We start from the raw sequence: 17,387 nt of genomic DNA, 5'->3' as shown, positions 1-17,387 counted from the left end.
CGCTAGAAACAAAAAACCGGCCAACGGCCGGTTCTCTATCAGTTTACAGTCATGCTATTTTACAGGCCAAAAATCGCTTTCAACGCAAAGAAGAAGATAATCGATAACACCGCGCCTGCGGGCAATGTCACAACCCAAGAGACAACAATGTTTCTCACAATCCCTAAGTTCAATGCCGATACGCCGCGAGCTAGCCCAACACCTAACACAGCACCAACCAGTGTTTGCGTTGTAGATATTGGCAGTCCAGTTCCCGAAGCGATAACAACCGTGCACGCCGCTGCAAGTTCTGCAGCAAAACCACGGCTCGGCGTTAAATGAGTAATGCCCTGACCGATCGTTTTAATGACGCGATGGCCAAACAGGGCAAGGCCGAGCACAATGCCTATGCCACCGAGGGGAAGTACCCAAGGTGCTAGGTCAGAACTTGCATTGATTTCACCACCTGACGACACCACGCTGACAACGGCAGCTAACGGGCCAATGGCGTTTGCAACATCGTTTGAGCCATGGGCAAAGGCCATACAACAGGCTGTCACTACCATCAAAATGGCAAAAACTTTCTCGACATTATTGGATTGGGCTTCGGCGTCTTGCGCACTATCAAAAGATAAACGGCCAATCAGGAACTTACCGACAATCGCCAATAACACCGCAATTGCCACCGCGAGCAGATAGCCGTTGGTTGCCGATAGTTCTAGGCCAACGTGCTTTAGGCCTTTTTTGATTGTCACCAACGACATAACAAAACCAGCCAACGCCATATAAACAGGCACATAGCGTTGAGCGTTAGCAAACGGTTTATCCGTGGCAAATATCAGCTTGTGTGCGCTTTGATAGATGAGGTAAGCAATGATGCCTGATATCGCAGGTGTCACTACCCAGCTCCCGACGATGCCACCAACCTTACTCCACGCTATGGCGTCCATACTGACACCCGCGGCAGTGAAGCCAATAATGGCACCAATGATTGAGTGAGTGGTTGAAACAGGCCATCCCAAATACGACGCTACTGCCAGCCAAATACCCGCCGCCAACAACGAGGAAATCATACCCAAGACCAAATACTCAGGTATGTCGGTAAAAAAGCCGGAGTCAATAATGCCTTTGCGAATCGTCGACGTTACTTCGCCACCCGCCAAATAAGCGCCAGCGAATTCAAAGATCATCGCGATGATAATAGCTTGCTTGATGGTAAGTGCTTTAGAACCAACAGACGTACCCATGGCGTTTGCCACGTCGTTCGCACCGATACCCCAAGCCATGACGAAACCGAATACGGCCGCCATTATAATAAGAATTGAACCGTAACTAGTTAGAAAATCCACTTTGTCGCTGCTCCTAACTAATCACGATACTGTCGCACTGAAAATTCAGTGTGCCGCTCGACTGAGCTGTATTCATCATTAACATAAAAATTTAATGCGGTTAATCTATACTTCAACGTTAGCGCAATCATATCGCTTACGAATTTCGGCGCATGATAACGTAAAGCTTGCCTTTGCCATAGCGAATTTATCGACAAAAATCATTTTAGTGTTCCCTGTATCACTTATCTGACGATTAATGACACAATTGTTTCACTTTTATGACAATCGATTTTCATTTTAGGTCAAATCTTCTAACTTGGTACGCATATTCTCCAAAGAGTGCCGAACATCTTTACCTCGCGTCAAATAGACCACATATTCGCAAATGTTTTTACAGCGGTCACCAATCCGTTCTAATGACCTAAGCGCCCATAACACCTCTAACCAATCTTGCATATCATTGGTGGACTTTTGCATTTCACCCGTGGTGTAGGTCAACAATCGCTTGTATTCACTATCTATGCGGTTGTCTTGGTCATACACCTCCAGTGCCGACTTTTCATCCTGCCTTGCTAATGCATCAAAAGTGCCTCGCATCATCGCCATCACTTTGTCACCAATAGAAACCATACTGCTGGTGATCACATCAGAATTCGGCAGTTTATTTTTCGTTACAAGACGGGCAATGCGCTCTATTTCATCCCCCATCCGCTCAATATCCGTAATGGCTTTCGAAACTATCATGATCATGCGCAAGTCCGTCGCCGTTGGGTGCCGTTTGGCAATAATACGGAGGCATTCCTCATCAATCTGCACTTCCATGGAATTGATTTTAAGATCATTCAATACCACTTTTTCAGCCAAACCTGCATTGTTGTGTTTAATCGCCCGTAACGTATCCATTAATTGCTGTTCGACTTCACCACCCATGGTCAATACCGAATTCCTCAAATTTTCTAGTTCGATATTAAACTTGCCAGAGATGTGAGTATTAAGTGCAACTTGTCTCATGATAACTAGTCCTGTGGGACGCTAGCCGTAACGGCCAGTGATGTAATCTTCGGTTTGCTTTTTGGCGGGCATTGTAAATAAGGTATCGCTGTCTGAGTACTCAATAAGCTGCCCTTGATGCAAAAACGCCGTATAATCAGACACCCTTGCCGCTTGCTGCATATTGTGCGTGACGATGACAATAGTGCACCGTTTTTTCAGCTCTGCCATAAGCTCTTCGATAATCAGCGTGGTCAATGGATCCAATGCTGATGTGGGTTCATCTAACAATAAGATATCTGGTTTTAACGCCAAGGCGCGCGCCAAAACTAAACGTTGCTGTTGGCCACCCGATAACACTTGTGCGGGATCGAATAAGCGGTCTTTCACTTCGTCCCACAACGCCGCTTCTTTTAATGCTTGTTCAACCGCATCATCCAAGCGACGTCTGTGTTTAATGCCCTGCAATTTCAAGCCATAAGTCACGTTTTCATACACGCTCATAGGAAATGGATTGGGTCGCTGGAACACCATCCCGACTTGCGTGCGCAAGCGAGACACATTTTCCCGCTTGTGATTGATATTGCGGCCATCAATAATAATCTGGCCATCGTACTCACATTCTGACACCAAATCATTCATGCGGTTAAAGCAGCTGATTAACGTCGACTTACCGCAACCACTCTGGCCAATAAACGCGGTTATGCGATTTTTTGGTATACGCATATTGATGTCGTGTAACACGTTTTTTTGACCAAACCTCAAATTGAGGTTTTTAACATTAATGGCGGTGTCCTCCATCGACAACCCATCGAGGTCAAGTTTTTCGTGTTCAAATAACTTCAGCATCTAAAGCAACTCATCATTAGGTATACAGCCTGCGGAAGCGCGTTCTTAACACGACCGCTGCGATATTCAGTACAAAAACAACAACCAAGAGTAACAAGCAGGCAGCAAACATCATAGAGGCGCTACTGGAATTAGTTTGGCTGTGAAAAGCCCCGTCGTAAATCAATACACCGAGGTGCATGAATTGGCGCTCTAAATGTAAATAGGGAAATTCGCCGTCAATTGGCAACGCTGGCGCAAACTTCACGGCCCCCACTAACATCAAAGGAGCAACTTCACCTGCTGCTCGAGCAATCGCTAAGATAATTCCCGTCATTATTCCCGGTGAGGCCATCGGCAAAACCGTATGCCAAATGGTTTCAAAATGGGTTGCCCCCAAAGCATAGCTGCCACTTCGCAGGTTATCTGGTACTCGGCGAAGCCCTTCCTCGGTAGAGACAATCACCACTGGCAAAGTTAATAATGCCATCGTAAGTGACGCCCAAAACAGACCCGGTGAACCGAATGTAGGCGCGGGTAAGGCGTCACTAAAAAACAGACTATCGATACTACCGCCAAGGGTATAAACAAAGAATCCGAGTCCAAATACGCCGTAAACAATAGAAGGCACGCCAGCCATGTTGCTCACACTGATACGAATAATCGATGTCAACGTGTTGTTAGGTGCATATTCGTTGAGATAGACCGCTGCCAGCACGCCAAATGGTGCAACGATCACTGTCATGAGCAACACCATCAAAATCGTCCCAAACAGAGCGGGAAATACACCACCAGACGTATTAGCTTGCTTGGGTGAATCGCTCAAGAACCTACCGATCTGGTGCCCCATATCTTTAAACTTTTGCCAGTTTGATAGCTGCCCCGGGAAGGTAAGTGTTTCAATATCCGCAAAAGCCACTCGAAAAGGTTCACCAGAAGCAAAAGTAATGTACATCGAAAATTCGGCGCTTTGCGCCTCCAACATTTCGACTCGTGCCTGCCATTGATTGAATTCGCGCATCAGTCGTTGTCGAGCTGGCGCATCGTCGGCTACGCCTTTTTGGTCTAATTCGGCGATGTCTTCGTGAATACTGGCAAGAGAAGTTCGTCGTATGCGATGCATTTCATCGTACATTTTCGTCACGGTTTCATACATCACCGGGAAACTGTCCATTGGCAATGACACCGAGTCAGCAGAATGGATATACTCAGGCTGACCAAAAACGACCCTACCGTTTTTAAGTTGAATCCGCGCGACTTGCTTCGCCAACGTAATACTTATCAAGTCCTTGTCTTCGATAAGCACGTCACTACCAAACGGATTCTGCGAATTGGAATACCGCACCCACCAGGTGTAGTCTTTGTCCTGTTGATGTTCAGAATGTATCTGCCCATATACGGTCTCAGCTTTCTCGGTCTCTTGGCTTTGGTAGACCACGGTGTATATTGGCTCTGGCCAAAAGTAGTTAAGCCCGCGGCTAACAATCAAAGACAATATGCTGATCAGCGCAAACAACAACAGGCTTGCCGAAAACGCCGTCAACCCGATAACAAAGGATTGCCGTTGCGTACTGTCTATGAAAAACCAACGTTTGAGTGATTTAATCATAGTGCGCGTTCTTCCTTAACCACTGACGCAAGATCTCCGCCAACGTATTCACCACAAAGGTAAAAGCGAATAGCAAGGTCGCGGTGACAAACAAGATATGATAATGCGCGGTGTCGGGTTTTGCTTCGGGTAACTCAATGGCCAAGTTAGCGGTTAATCCTCTCAAGCCTTCTAACAAACTCCAACTATCGATGGGCGTATTGCCCGTAACCATCAATAAGATCATAGTTTCGCCAAATGCCCGACCGAAACCTAGCATGATTGCCGCGAGTATGCCTGGCATCGCAACGCGAACGACGACCATTTGTAGGGTTTGTAAACGGGTGGCACCGAGGGCAAATGAGGCTTGTTTCAAGTTATTGGGCACGTTATTGATCGCATCTTCAGCAATAGAATAAATGCTGGGGCTTATCGCAACCCCCAATGCAATTGCCACAATAATGGTTGTTTTACCTACGGGGCTGTCAGTTTCACTTTCTAGCAAGGCGAAACCATCTATGTCAAACAGCGAGAATACGACTTCTGGTGCCCAGCTCATGGCCACCACACCGAGTAATAAAATAATAGCGAACGAAATCACTAACTCCGAACCGTGACGAGCTCTCGTAGGGAAGTAATCTACGACCTTGCGCTGAATCAGCGCACTAGCGAGCAAAATCATTGGCACAACGACCAAGAAAAAGGCGAACGAAAACAAAAATCGCTCGGCAAGTGGCGCTAACCAAATAGCAGTAATGAAGCCAATCAGTACCGATGGAATCGCTTCCAACATTTCAATTGCGGGCTTCAACCAGTTGCGCAACCGATTGCGTGCGAAGAAAGAGGTATAAACCGCCGCTCCAACCGACATAGGGATTGCAATCAATAGCGCTAAAAGCGCCGCTTTCAAGCTTCCTACAATGAGAGGTATCAGACTAAACTTCGCTTCCTGATAGTCAGAACCACTGGAGGTTTGCCAGACTGCTTCTTGTGAGGGATACCCTTCGTATGTTTGTGGCTCGAACAGCGCACTGTAAGTCGTTATGCCGGCCAAATTGTTGACGTTAAACAAATGAACTGCACCATCAGAGTAGGCATAAAGGCGGTTACCATGCCAAGTTATGTCGTCTATCTTCATGCTGAGGGGCAAAACAGTAACAACTTCACCGGTTACGCGGTTGAGCAGTAACAGCGTATTGCTGTCGGTAAGCAAAGCAATGGCGTTACTACTTGGATGCGCCACTAAAGAGACGGGCATGCCGTACTGTTCGAGTGATAGCGAATAAGTTGGGGCAAACGACAATACGCCGTTTTCATTGCGTAGTGTCCAACGCGTTAGGACATTTTCGTTGTCAGCCGTAAATAAAGCTCTTTGCTTGGGCAATGCACTTGCCCATGAAACCGGGTGACTAAAACCAAAAGTACTGACAACCTCATTTTCTTGATTAACGAATTCAACACTATTTTCAGCAAATTTTGCCACCAAAGAGGCGCCTGGCAATGGCACAATGTATTCGCCACCGTCAAACGACTGGTCGACAACGCGCGTCGGATCACCTTGATGTATCCAGCGCAAGACTGTCGCTTGCTCCGAAACCATGCTCACCACCAGCCACGCTGGCGAAAAGCTTACATCCCATTGCGTCACCTGCGGCCAAGATTCAAGCGGCAATGAAAAAGTTCGGGGATGTCGCCGAATAGGGAGATTGTCAGCTTCTCCTTTGGAAGTGTAAGAAAAACCGATATCGTCGATGGCATCTAAGTTCTCTATGGATTCCATCCTAACAATGGCTGAAGAGGAAATATCGATCATGTAAGGATCGGCACGCCACTTCCTCACTGACAACGCGTGCTCACAGGGCCGCTTGATTCGATGTTTTTCAATCAATACATCCCCTTCCAACTTCAAAAAGGCGAGTTCGCACGGCGCAGGCTGGCTTACCACCACTTGCCCTTCAAGTAAGTCTTTTACAGCCAAGGTTTTGTGGCCAGGGGGAAGTATAAAGGAAGCTTGTTTTTCGATAGTAGGGGATTGTAACAGAGGCGCGGACTGGCTCAACAAATGGCCAATAAGGATGACTAACATTAGCAACACAGCACCGCCAAATGCGCTGACAACTCGTCTAACGATGCTGTCGCGCCGCGCGCGATTTCGACTGTGTTTTTGTTGATCTTCCATCGAAATTTAGGCTTTCTTTGTTAGCGCTGAAAAAAACTCGACTAACATAACCCGATACTTAGTGATTGTCGACCGCAAACACCGTTTTGACGATACGAACAATTACGCTCCTCTTTGGCTCAGCACTATAGATTAAATACAAGCTATCATAATGAAATACAGGGAATTTCGCCCACGTGTTTCAATATTTGTGATATGTTTATGAATGATGCTGGCACGCATCATTACCCGCACACACAAAGTATGCTCAACACAGATTGACTTTCCGAGGTTGAATTGAGCACATCAAGAGTCATTCCGAGCAAGGCTAGCTGTCAGCTCGGCTTTTGAAATCAAAATTGGAGGTTGAACATGAAACCACTCATTATTGCTATCATGGGACAAGATAGACCGGGTTTAGTGGATGCATTAGCCAAGAGTGTTTATGCCCATGAAGGCAATTGGCAAGGCAGCAGCTTTGCTCGCATGGCAGGCCAGTTTACCGGTTTTGTTGAAGTCCATGTTGAAGAGTCCCATCGCGACTCATTGATTGCAGCGCTCGATGACATTAAAGACCTCAATGTGATGTCGGTAGCGTCAGTAAAAGAAGACGCGAGTTCACAGCAAACTCTCTCAGTCGAAGTGATGGGCAACGATAAGCCCGGTATCGTTCAAGAACTCACTCACATTTTGAATCAGTTTAATTTGAATATCGTCTCGTTTGATTCAAGATGCGAAAGTGCGCCTAACTGGGGCAGTCTGATGTTCAAGGCAACGGCCACAATTTCGGTACCAGAACAATTCGATGAAGATGCATTACAAAGTGCTCTGGAGAGCGTTGCCAACGATTTTGTCGTTGAGATCACCGCTGCGGTTTAACTTTAATTTTCAATAAAAATGCGTTGTCACATGAGTGTCACGCATTTTTGGCAGTCTTTGCCCATTTTTACATAGAAAAACTTATCTCAATATGCATTCGAAAGAGCTCTACTACCCTAAAGAACTGAGCTGGCTGGCGTTTAACGAACGCGTTCTTCAAGAAGCCGCTGATAAAAACAACCCTGCTGTTGAACGACTCCGATTTTTGGGCATCTACTCGAACAATCTCGACGAGTTTTATCGAGTAAGAGCGGCAGATGTGAAACGTCAAATCACCATTGCCAACAATGACGAAAATGAAGAAAAGGCATTGGCACTAACGGAATTAATGGAACAAATTCAAGATAAGGTAAAAGCGTTATCTACCAAGTTTGATGCCATTCACAAAGATGTATTAAAAGCCCTAGCGCGATACAACATTCATCTATTGCGCAAAGAAGACTTAGATGAATACCAAACCCAGTGGCTTAGAAACTTGTTTGTAAACAAAATTCTAAGGCATATCGCTCCGATTCTTATCCATAAGAAAACCGATTTAGCGGGGCGCTTGAATGGTTCCTCTGTTTATCTTTTTGTTGCACTTCGTCGTGAAGACAAAGCGACGCGATATGCAGCGGTTGAAATACCGACCAGCGAGATGTCTCGCTTCATTGTGATACCTCCAGAAAAAAGCCGCAAAAAGAAGAATATTATTCTTCTCGACGATGTTGTGCAGTTGTGTTTAGAACAAATATTCCGAGGGTTTATTAAATTTGATTCTCTTGAAGCGTATAGCTTCAAGCTCACACGGGACTCGGAGTATTCGATTAACGACGAAATTGACGAAAGCTACGTTGAGAAAATGTCGGAAAGTATGAAGCAGCGCCTCATCGCTGAACCTGTGCGTCTCATCCACGACGCTACTATGCCAGGTGATATGGTTGAGGACTTGCGAAAGCGATTGAAAATCACCAAGCTTGATACCATGCACTCTGCTGGCCATTACCGTAACTTTAAGGACTTCATTGGCTTTCCAAACGTTGGCCGTGAATACCTTGAGCATGCCCCTTTACCAGCCATAGATACGCAAGATTTTTCTCGTTACAACACGGTTTTCGACGCGATAACAGCCCACGATATCTTGTTGCACTACCCGTACCACAGATTTTTGCATTTCACTGAGTTTGTACGCCAAGCCGCATTCGATCCGAGTGTGAAAAGTATCCGCATTAATATCTACCGAGTGGCCAGTCACTCACGCATCATCAACTCGCTAATTGATGCTGTCGACAATGGAAAAAAAGTCACCGTTGTCGTTGAATTGCGTGCACGATTTGATGAAGAAGCCAATATCGAATGGTCTAAGCGTATGACCGATGCTGGCATTCGCGTTATTCTTGGTGTTCCGTCGCTTAAAATACACAGTAAAGTTTGTATAGTTTCCCGTGAAGAGCGCGGTGCCATCACCCATTATGCTCATTTTGGCACGGGCAACTTCAATGAGAAAACGGCAAAAATTTATACGGATTACAGCTTATTCACCAAAAATCAGGAGCTCGCTAAAGAGGCCGTAAGTGTATTTGACTTGATTCAATACCCATATCGCAGGTATAAGTTCCAACACTTACAGATTTCGCCAATCAACGCGAGAACCAAAATACAGTCGCTGATTCGACAAGAGATTCAATTTTTAAAAGAAGGGCACAAAGCTCAAATCACGTTTAAAATAAATAATCTCGTTGATAAAGAATTGATCGACGATTTGTACAGGGCGAGTCAGGCAGGGGTCAAAGTTAGAGCCATTGTCCGCGGTATGTGTTCATTGATACCCGGCATTAAAGGCATTAGCGATAACATAAAGATAATCTCTGTCGTAGACCGTTATTTAGAACACCCCAGAGTTATGGTGTTTGAAGGCGGCGGAGACAGGAAGGTCTTTATTTCATCCGCGGATTGGATGACGCGGAATATGGACAATCGCATTGAGGTCGGTTGCCCAATATACGACCCTAACCTTCAAGATCGTATTATTGAAATGCTTGAGATTCAATTCAGAGATACGCTGAAGGCACGAGTGATAGATGCGAAACAAAGCAACAAATACGTTAGCCGTGGAAATCGCAAAAAACTTCGCTCGCAGGTTGAAACTTATCGTTACCTCAAAGAGATAGAAGAGAAAAACAAAGAGGCATGACAAAACACGAATCAGCCTTCGCCGATGTTGCCACTAGAGACATCAGTAAAATAGCAGCATTGGACATTGGTTCAAATAGCTTCCATTTAGTTGTAGCCCGTATTGTTGCGGGCTCTGTGCAAATACTGCACAGAGTAAAACAGAAAGTCCGCCTTGCCGACGGGCTTGATGAGAACAACATTCTGTCACAGGAAGCGTTTCAAAGAGGGCTGCAATCTCTACAAGTCGTTAGAGAGAGTCTTTACGGGTTTGAACCCGACTCAGTGCGCATTGTTGCTACTCATACCTTACGCCGTGCCAGAAATGCCGACGATTTCATCGAAGCCGCCAAGCTCATATTCCCCTACCCCGTAGAAGTCATTTCCGGTGTTGAAGAAGCGCGTTTAATCTATGCTGGCGTCGCTCATACAAGCCACGTAAATGGCAAACAATTGGTTATCGATATAGGCGGTGGATCCACTGAGTTTGTCATTGGCGAGGGCTTTGAACCCAAATTGTTGCGCAGCCTTCAAATGGGTTGTGTTAGCTACACCAAACGCTTTTTCTGTGACGGTAACATCACGCAAAAAGCATTTGATAAGGCCATTACAGCTGCCGAACAAGAACTCGAAATCATTGAAGACAAATACCGGGCGCTGGGATGGGAACAGTGTATTGGTACCTCGGGTACAATCAGAACACTGTACAATTTAAGCCAACCGGAGCTGGAAGCTGACAACAAGGTTCCCCTCACGCTCAAGCACTTAAAAGGGTTAATGAAACAGTGCATTGAGGCAGGCCATATCGACAAACTGGAAATGAATGGCCTGAGTGAAGACCGACGCGGCGTCATAACTGCGGGCCTGGCCATATTGATCGCAATTTTCAAAGCGCTAAAAATACGCGACTTACATTACAGCTCTGCGGCGCTGCGAGAAGGCGTGATGTATCAAATGGAAGAAGAGATGCATCACTCAGATATACGCAGCCGAACAGCGTCGAGTTTGGCCACCCGCTATGATGTAGATACCGAACAAGCAGGTCTGGTGCTCGATACCACGCTCAAGCTATTTGACGCTTGCAAAAAAGAGTGGCGGCTAAAACACCCCGATTTACGCAATATTCTCGGTTGGGCAGCGCTACTCCACGAGGTGGGCATTCAGATTAATTCCCGGGGTGTACAACGACACTCAGCCTATATTCTTCAGCACGTTGAGTTACCTGGGTTTAATCAAGAACAACAGTTGTTGTTAGCCACCATAGTGAGATTTCACCGGAAAAAGATCAGAACCGCAGAGTTACCCGCTTTCCACCTTTATGACAATCAGCAGGTGATCAAGCTGATCACCGTGTTACGCGTGGCAGTATTGCTCAATATAAAGCGCCAACAAGGTTTCTTGCCCGATTTCAACATCCAGGTGGAAAAACAAACATTGAGTTTGACCTTTCCTGACCAGTGGTTGAGCGATAAGCCTGTGCTTTCAGCTGATTTACTCGCAGAACAGCAGCAACTTGCATCGATTAACGTAACCCTAGAGATAAAAGACTAACGCTCGAATTAGGCGCCAAAAGCGATAACGCGATTACGCCCTTGGGATTTGGCTTGATAAAGGGCGTGGTCGGCTTCTTTGATAGTTTGAAAGATATCGAGCGTCCCTTTGGGCAACTCTACAACACCAAATGATGCAGTAATCGAAAACTCAGCGTCATTGTATTTTATTACCCGTTGACTCACGTCCTCACGCAATCGCTCTGCGAGTTGTTGTGCCTGTCGGATACAGCAGTTTGGAGACAGGATCAAAAACTCCTCTCCTCCGAGACGAATTAACGTATCTTCGGCTCTCATCGATTGCTCTATAAAGCGACTAAACGCTTTGAGCGCTTTATCTCCTGCCACGTGTCCAAACTTATCATTCACGTTTTTGAAATGATCAATATCGCAAACAACAACAGATAACTCCTGTGCATTGCGTTTGGCGAGTGCCGCTAATTTGGGCGCCATTTCATAAAAGAAATGACGGTTTTTCGCGCCGGTCAAGGGGTCGGTATACGCCTGCAATCGGAGCCGGATGACGAGAGAGTGCAACACACTGACAGTAAACCCCAACATGAAAGACATAGTCACAACTAAGTAAACCACAAACACCACAACGGTTTGATGGGCAGGTAACGAAACCACGCCTGTGATATACGCTGGTGCAACAAACACTAACGTAATAAGCGTGAGCACCATAATGAATAAGAGGACAAAGTCACCGGTATTGCGGCGTTTTAAATAAGCTCTGATGCAATGAATAGTCAAAAGAACTGGTACAAGCAAACTACAAATTAAAATGAGTTCGCGCCACACTGAGTTAGGCATCGTAAGGGTGAGAAACGTTGTAATACTAACAAAAGCGATAAGGTGCGCGCCGATTAACACTGAGCCTTGAAACGATATGCCATGCCCATAACGCTTTACTAAGGTGAGTAACAACATGTACGCACTGATCAAAAGAAACGTACTGTAGGGGACGAGATAAAAGATTTCATCAAACATGAAGCGCAATGCAAAGCACAGGTAGGATACCCAAACGAAGAACAGCATCATTCGAGCGAACAATGCAGATTGAGCTTTGTGACTGTGGCTAGGAGAAGGCAATGCAAAGGTGAATAACACCCCAACGGTTGACACAATCCCCAAAACCATTACCAAGAAAAGGTGCTGAGCACTTTCCGATAACACTCCGTTTCCCCTGTGCTGTATGGATGACAGCGATTATTATTATTCCATTGCCTTGACTGAACGCTGGCAGTGTTCACGAACGTCACGAAACATAAGAAGTTGTTAATATTACGTAAACGTTAATGCCGGAGTATAGATTAAAAATCATCCACAACCAACCCTTTCAAAGGCTAGGTGTTATACCGAAAAATTATGGTTATGTTGCAAAAAAGTAGAATGTTAAGAAGGGGGAAATGAATAACGTCTGAAAACTAAGATGTTTTTTAACCACAGCTGAACATTCAGTCGGTAAAACTGCATATTCATAGCAAGATCAATTCTGAGGATATCAAATCTATAGAATCATTAATGTAATCAGTACCTTAAAATGACGAAGAACTTTCGTCAGTGTATGTTACAACTTTTGCCCAAACTCTAGACCAACGTTCAACCTTCTCATCAGCCGATAATTCCTTCGGACTTGCAGCTAAAGACGGCTTAAGCACATACGTGCGATCAAATACGGCCTTAGACAAGGCCCCTATCGTTGCCCCATTAGTCGTATTTGTAACGGCAACCACTTGTTCACACATATTGCATTGCCAAAATGTGGCTTGTTCAGAACCTTGTTTGAGTTGCTTCATATCACTTGTTGGCGAAAATGAAATACTCCCATTTACATCGGACAGGTAAGCAAGCTGGCGAGGAACACAGAAATCACAATCACATGCTCTCGCTTGATACTCTTCTATTGGGAGAGGGAAACTAGCATTGATTTTTATATTGCCACACTCACACGCAGTTGAATAATTCATTTAATCCACCCCTCACCTAAAACACCAAACACCTCAATCATATTAACTATAGGGCACGACTAGTGGGCACTGAGCTTTGCATGCTTCTCTAGCAACCTCTCGTACCTCACCCTGTTGTGCCTTTGAACGAAAACGGGGTAAACGTTGGAATATAGGTTAATAAAGAAAAATAGAACAAACTGCCACAATGAAAGTGCGGAAAAGCTGATGACCGAATATATTGCAATAATTATCATAAAAACATAATGAATAGATTCATCTCGGCAAGTTTGCCAGTACAGTCTTTCAAGTTCTTTGTAGAAGTACTCTCGATTCGAGTTGAATTGCTTTTTCTTTCGAAAACGAAACATGACTAGGTCAGTAAGAAGCAGATTTCGCTTATAAAAATCCACACCCAAATAGTGATAAATAGTCTTGTTTCCAACGACTTCGAATTTTTTAGGCTTAAAAAAAGAAACCATCTTTGGATACTTGCTCTCGCTGACTATAGTCTTACCCAATGCTCATGGGCGTTTTGATACTTTGTACCCATAGTTCGAAACAGATGCAATCTAATTGATGAGACGGGACGTTTTTCTCAACCTGATAGTCGGTTGTGATGTTGCGTGAATTGTACAGAGGAGTGATAAAGAAAGGCAGGAGCCCCTGCCTTTCTAGAAAAGAGATTAGGCTTTAGACGCTTGGAAAATACTTTCGATAGCCTTGTCTAGTGTGGCGTCGAACTCTGCATCAGTTTGCTGCGCAGAAACCCCTTCCGTTAAGGCACGAGAGAAGCTTGCGATCATACCTACATTCTCGGATAGCATTTTGTTGGCATCTTCACGGTTATAACCACCGGAAAGTGCAACCACTTTCAGTACTCGTGGATGGGCCACTAAAGCAGCATAGAAGTTTGACTCTGAAGGTAATGTCAGCTTCAACATCACATTTTGGTCTGTGCTAAGTGCATCTAATTGCTGCAAAATTGCATCTCTTAACAGCGCTTCTGCACGCGCTTTTTCTGGGCTGTTAATGTCGACTTCAGGTTCAATAATTGGCACTAAACCGGCGGCGATGATTTGCTTACCGACTTCAAACTGCTGGTCAACAACCGCATGGATACCAGCGGCATTGGCCAATTTCACCACAGAGCGCATCTTGGTGCCGAACACGTTTTGAGCATTCGCTTTCGCAAGCAGCTCATCAAGTGCTGGCATTGGTTTCATCACTTGAACACCGTTTTCTTCGTCGGCCAAACCTTTATCAACCTTGAGGAAAGGAACAACCTTTTTGTTTTCCCACAAGAACTGTGCTGAAGGCATACCTTCGATGCTTCGCTCGAGCGTGTTTTCAAACAAAATCGCACCCAGTACGCGGTTACCACCGAAAGCGTCCGACGTAATAATGCGAGTACGCATTGCATGCACCATATCAAACATCTCTTCATCAGAGCTGTATTCAGATGCTTCAATCCCATAAAGTTTTAGCGCTTTGGGTGTGCTACCACCACTTTGATCAAGGGCGGCAATAAAGCCATTTTCTGTTTTCACTTTTTCTAGCATGGCTAGTTGTGCCTGTGATGCCATTAGCAACACTCCTTTTTGTCTCTGCCAAAAGGCAGGTGTAGGGTTTAGAGATGATTTTTATTTGTTGATTGGCACAAAGGCCAACCGCGGCATCACGATGTTATTTTTATTTGTGTGACGCCGAGCAAATTTGTATGGCCAAAACCTTCCAATTTTGGCCTATTCAGTCTTATTGGTTATTTTTTGCTTCCAATATTGCGACTGCAGGTAGTGTTTTTCCTTCTAAGAACTCTAGGAAGGCTCCGCCACCTGTTGATATATATGATATTTTATCAGCGATTTTATATTTATCTACTGCCGCAAGCGTATCACCGCCTCCCGCGATAGAAAATGCGTCACTTTGAGCAATAGCGTGTGATAATGCTTCTGTTCCAGCGCTGAACTGATCAAACTCGAACACACCGACTGGACCGTTCCAAACAATGGTACCCGCATTTTTTAATATCTCAGCCAAGGCCGCACTGGTATCGGGACCAATATCAAAAATCATGTCATCGTCGGCAACGTCGCTTACGCTTAGCAAACTCGCTGGCGTATCTTCTGCGAAAGCTTTACCCGTAACAACATCAGTCGGCACTGGAATATCGCCACCGTTGCTTTGGGCTTGTTCCATCAAGCGCTTAGCTTCGTCAACCAAGTCCATTTCTACGAGAGACTTACCCACTTGATGTCCTTGTGCAGCAATAAAGGTGTTTGCAATACCGCCGCCTACAATCAGCTGATCAACCTTGTCAGCGAGAGAATCCAGTACGGTTAGCTTAGTTGAAACCTTAGAACCACCCACAATGGCGACCATAGGCCTTGCGGGGTTGTCGAGCGCTTTACCAAGTGCGTCCAGCTCAGCTGACAGCAGTGGGCCTGCAACGGCTTTCGGCGCAAACTTAGCCACGCCATGAGTCGAGGCTTGTGCACGGTGGGCAGTGCCGAACGCATCCATTACGAATACATCACACAATGCCGCGTATTGCTGTGAGAGTGCCTCGTCATCTTTTTTCTCGCCCGGATTGAAACGAACGTTCTCTAAAATCACGACTTCACCTGCGGCTACGTCAACGCCCGATAGGTACGACTTTTCAAGTCGCACAGGCACATCGAGTGCCGACTGCAAGTAATCGACTACGGGTTGAAGAGAAAATGCATCATCGTATTCTCCTTCTGTTGGGCGACCCAAGTGCGACATCACCATCACAGCAGCACCTTTCTCAAGCGCCGATTTAATGGTCGGAATTGAGGCTCTAATACGCGCATCAGAGGTCACAACCCCGTCTTTAACAGGCACGTTTAAGTCTTGACGAATTAGCACTCGCTGACCCGCTAGATCGAGGTCATTCATACTTGGAATAGCCATCTTATTTCCCTTTATATTTCATTAAATTAAATCTTTACCCAACTTGGTGCATCACCAACGCGGTATCTATCATTCGGTTTGCAAAGCCCCATTCGTTATCACACCAAACTAACGTTTTCACAAGTTGTCTGTGACTCACTCTCGTTTGCGTGCCATCAACAATACAAGAATGGGGATCGTGATTAAAATCAACTGACACGAGTGGCTCTTCGGTATAACCCAAAATTCCGGCTAACCGCCCTTCTCGGGCTTTCTGCAGCGCTTCATTAACATCGTCGATACTCACCTCGGTATCAAGTGTCACGCTGAGGTCCATTGCCGTCACGTTGATTGTGGGCACTCGAACGGCAATAGCTTCAAATTTACCTGCGAATTTTGGCAGAATTCTTTCAATACCTCTGGCAAGGCGTGTATCAACTGGAATAATCGACTGGCTCGCCGCCCGAGTTCGACGTAAGTCATCATGATAGGCGTCTATCACCTGTTGATCATGCATTGACGAATGAATCGTGGTTATTGTCCCACTGAGCACACCGAATGCATTATCAAGCGCCTGAATCACTGGCACGATGCAATTTGTTGTGCATGAACCATTAGACACAACGCGATGCTCGGGTAGCAATGTATCTTCGTTACTACCAAAGATAATGGTGTTGTCTAAATCATTGGCTCCGGGCTGAGAAAACAGAACTTTTTTCGCACCTGCTTCTATATGCGCTAGTCCGGCTGCTCTGTCTTTGTATATCCCCGTGCATTCCAACACGATATCGACATTGAGGTCGTGCCAAGGTAAGCCTTCAAGCGTTTCTTGTTGAAGTAAATGAATATCATCACCCGCGACACTTAACACCTTCCCCTTTAATTCAACATCAAAAGGAAAACGCCCGTGAGCGGTATCGTATTTTAAAAGGTGAGCAATGCCTTCAGGCTTTGCTACTTCATTAATAGCAACCACCTGAATGACATTATTGCGCCCTGTTTCATACAGAGCGCGGAGTACATTGCGGCCAATACGGCCAAAACCATTTATGGCAACTCGGACCATATTAC

General features: G+C 45.5%; 14 protein-coding genes. 3 read left to right on the top strand and 11 right to left on the bottom strand.

The annotated features are described in order from the left end of the window. Positions 1-59 precede the first annotated feature (59 nt). The 5 genes from AC27G9_RS07790 to AC27G9_RS07770 all read right to left on the bottom strand — a co-directional run bounded on the left by AC27G9_RS07790 (position 60) and on the right by AC27G9_RS07770 (position 6,895). A complete protein-coding gene (locus AC27G9_RS07790; protein WP_487072778.1) occupies positions 60-1,328 on the bottom strand; it encodes an inorganic phosphate transporter in 1,269 nt (422 codons plus the stop codon). A gap of 279 nt (positions 1,329-1,607) precedes the next feature. Further along, positions 1,608-2,321 (bottom strand): phosphate signaling complex protein PhoU, encoded by a 714-nt coding sequence (gene phoU / locus AC27G9_RS07785; protein WP_487072776.1) that lies wholly within the window; start codon positions 2,319-2,321, stop codon positions 1,608-1,610. Positions 2,322-2,342: 21 nt separating this feature from the next. Continuing rightward, entirely contained in the window at positions 2,343-3,149 is an 807-nt protein-coding gene (gene pstB, locus AC27G9_RS07780) for a phosphate ABC transporter ATP-binding protein PstB (RefSeq protein ID WP_487072774.1), read from the bottom strand. Between the two features lie 16 nt (positions 3,150-3,165). Further along, the gene (gene pstA, locus AC27G9_RS07775; RefSeq protein ID WP_487072772.1) at positions 3,166-4,737 is read right to left on the bottom strand and encodes a phosphate ABC transporter permease PstA; all 1,572 of its coding nucleotides are present in this window, start codon (positions 4,735-4,737) and stop codon (positions 3,166-3,168) included. After that, positions 4,730-6,895, bottom strand: a complete 2,166-nt coding sequence (locus AC27G9_RS07770) for an ABC transporter permease subunit (RefSeq protein WP_487072770.1) — start codon at positions 6,893-6,895, stop codon at positions 4,730-4,732. Before AC27G9_RS07770 ends, pstA begins: the two co-directional genes overlap by 8 nt. A 351-nt stretch (positions 6,896-7,246) precedes the next feature. On the opposite strand from AC27G9_RS07770, the gene AC27G9_RS07765 reads away from it, so the two are divergent. From AC27G9_RS07765 to ppx, 3 genes are all read left to right on the top strand, one after another. Further along, a complete protein-coding gene (locus AC27G9_RS07765) occupies positions 7,247-7,753 on the top strand; it encodes a glycine cleavage system transcriptional repressor (protein ID WP_487072768.1) in 507 nt (168 codons plus the stop codon). 91 nt (positions 7,754-7,844) lie between these two features. Next, a complete protein-coding gene (gene ppk1, locus AC27G9_RS07760) occupies positions 7,845-9,926 on the top strand; it encodes a polyphosphate kinase 1 (RefSeq protein WP_487072766.1) in 2,082 nt (693 codons plus the stop codon). After that, positions 9,923-11,455, top strand: a complete 1,533-nt coding sequence (gene ppx, locus AC27G9_RS07755) for an exopolyphosphatase (protein ID WP_487072764.1) — start codon at positions 9,923-9,925, stop codon at positions 11,453-11,455. Before ppk1 ends, ppx begins: the two co-directional genes overlap by 4 nt. 8 nt (positions 11,456-11,463) lie before the next feature. Here ppx and AC27G9_RS07750 read toward each other — a convergent pair whose 3' ends face one another. The 6 genes from AC27G9_RS07750 to epd form a co-directional block, all read right to left on the bottom strand. Next, the gene (locus tag AC27G9_RS07750; RefSeq protein WP_487072762.1) at positions 11,464-12,630 is read right to left on the bottom strand and encodes a GGDEF domain-containing protein; all 1,167 of its coding nucleotides are present in this window, start codon (positions 12,628-12,630) and stop codon (positions 11,464-11,466) included. Between the two features lie 362 nt (positions 12,631-12,992). Continuing rightward, the gene (locus AC27G9_RS07745; protein WP_487072760.1) at positions 12,993-13,424 is read right to left on the bottom strand and encodes an aldehyde-activating protein; all 432 of its coding nucleotides are present in this window, start codon (positions 13,422-13,424) and stop codon (positions 12,993-12,995) included. A 59-nt stretch (positions 13,425-13,483) separates the two neighbouring features. Further along, the gene (locus AC27G9_RS07740) at positions 13,484-13,885 is read right to left on the bottom strand and encodes a glycosyl-4,4'-diaponeurosporenoate acyltransferase CrtO family protein (protein ID WP_487072758.1); all 402 of its coding nucleotides are present in this window, start codon (positions 13,883-13,885) and stop codon (positions 13,484-13,486) included. Between the two features lie 204 nt (positions 13,886-14,089). Further along, the gene (locus AC27G9_RS07735; protein ID WP_487072756.1) at positions 14,090-14,989 is read right to left on the bottom strand and encodes a fructose bisphosphate aldolase; all 900 of its coding nucleotides are present in this window, start codon (positions 14,987-14,989) and stop codon (positions 14,090-14,092) included. 169 nt (positions 14,990-15,158) lie between these two features. Next, positions 15,159-16,337: a phosphoglycerate kinase gene (locus AC27G9_RS07730; protein WP_487072754.1), complete on the bottom strand. Its 1,179-nt coding sequence runs from the start codon at positions 16,335-16,337 to the stop codon at positions 15,159-15,161. Between the two features lie 34 nt (positions 16,338-16,371). Then, positions 16,372-17,382: an erythrose-4-phosphate dehydrogenase gene (gene epd / locus AC27G9_RS07725; RefSeq protein ID WP_487072752.1), complete on the bottom strand. Its 1,011-nt coding sequence runs from the start codon at positions 17,380-17,382 to the stop codon at positions 16,372-16,374. Positions 17,383-17,387: the final 5 nt, after the last annotated feature.

The organism is Alteromonas sp. 5NS40-0096 (assembly GCF_057544385.1).
The sequence above is the reverse complement of the archived record's forward strand: the minus strand, read 5'-3'. Positions and strand labels throughout refer to the sequence as shown.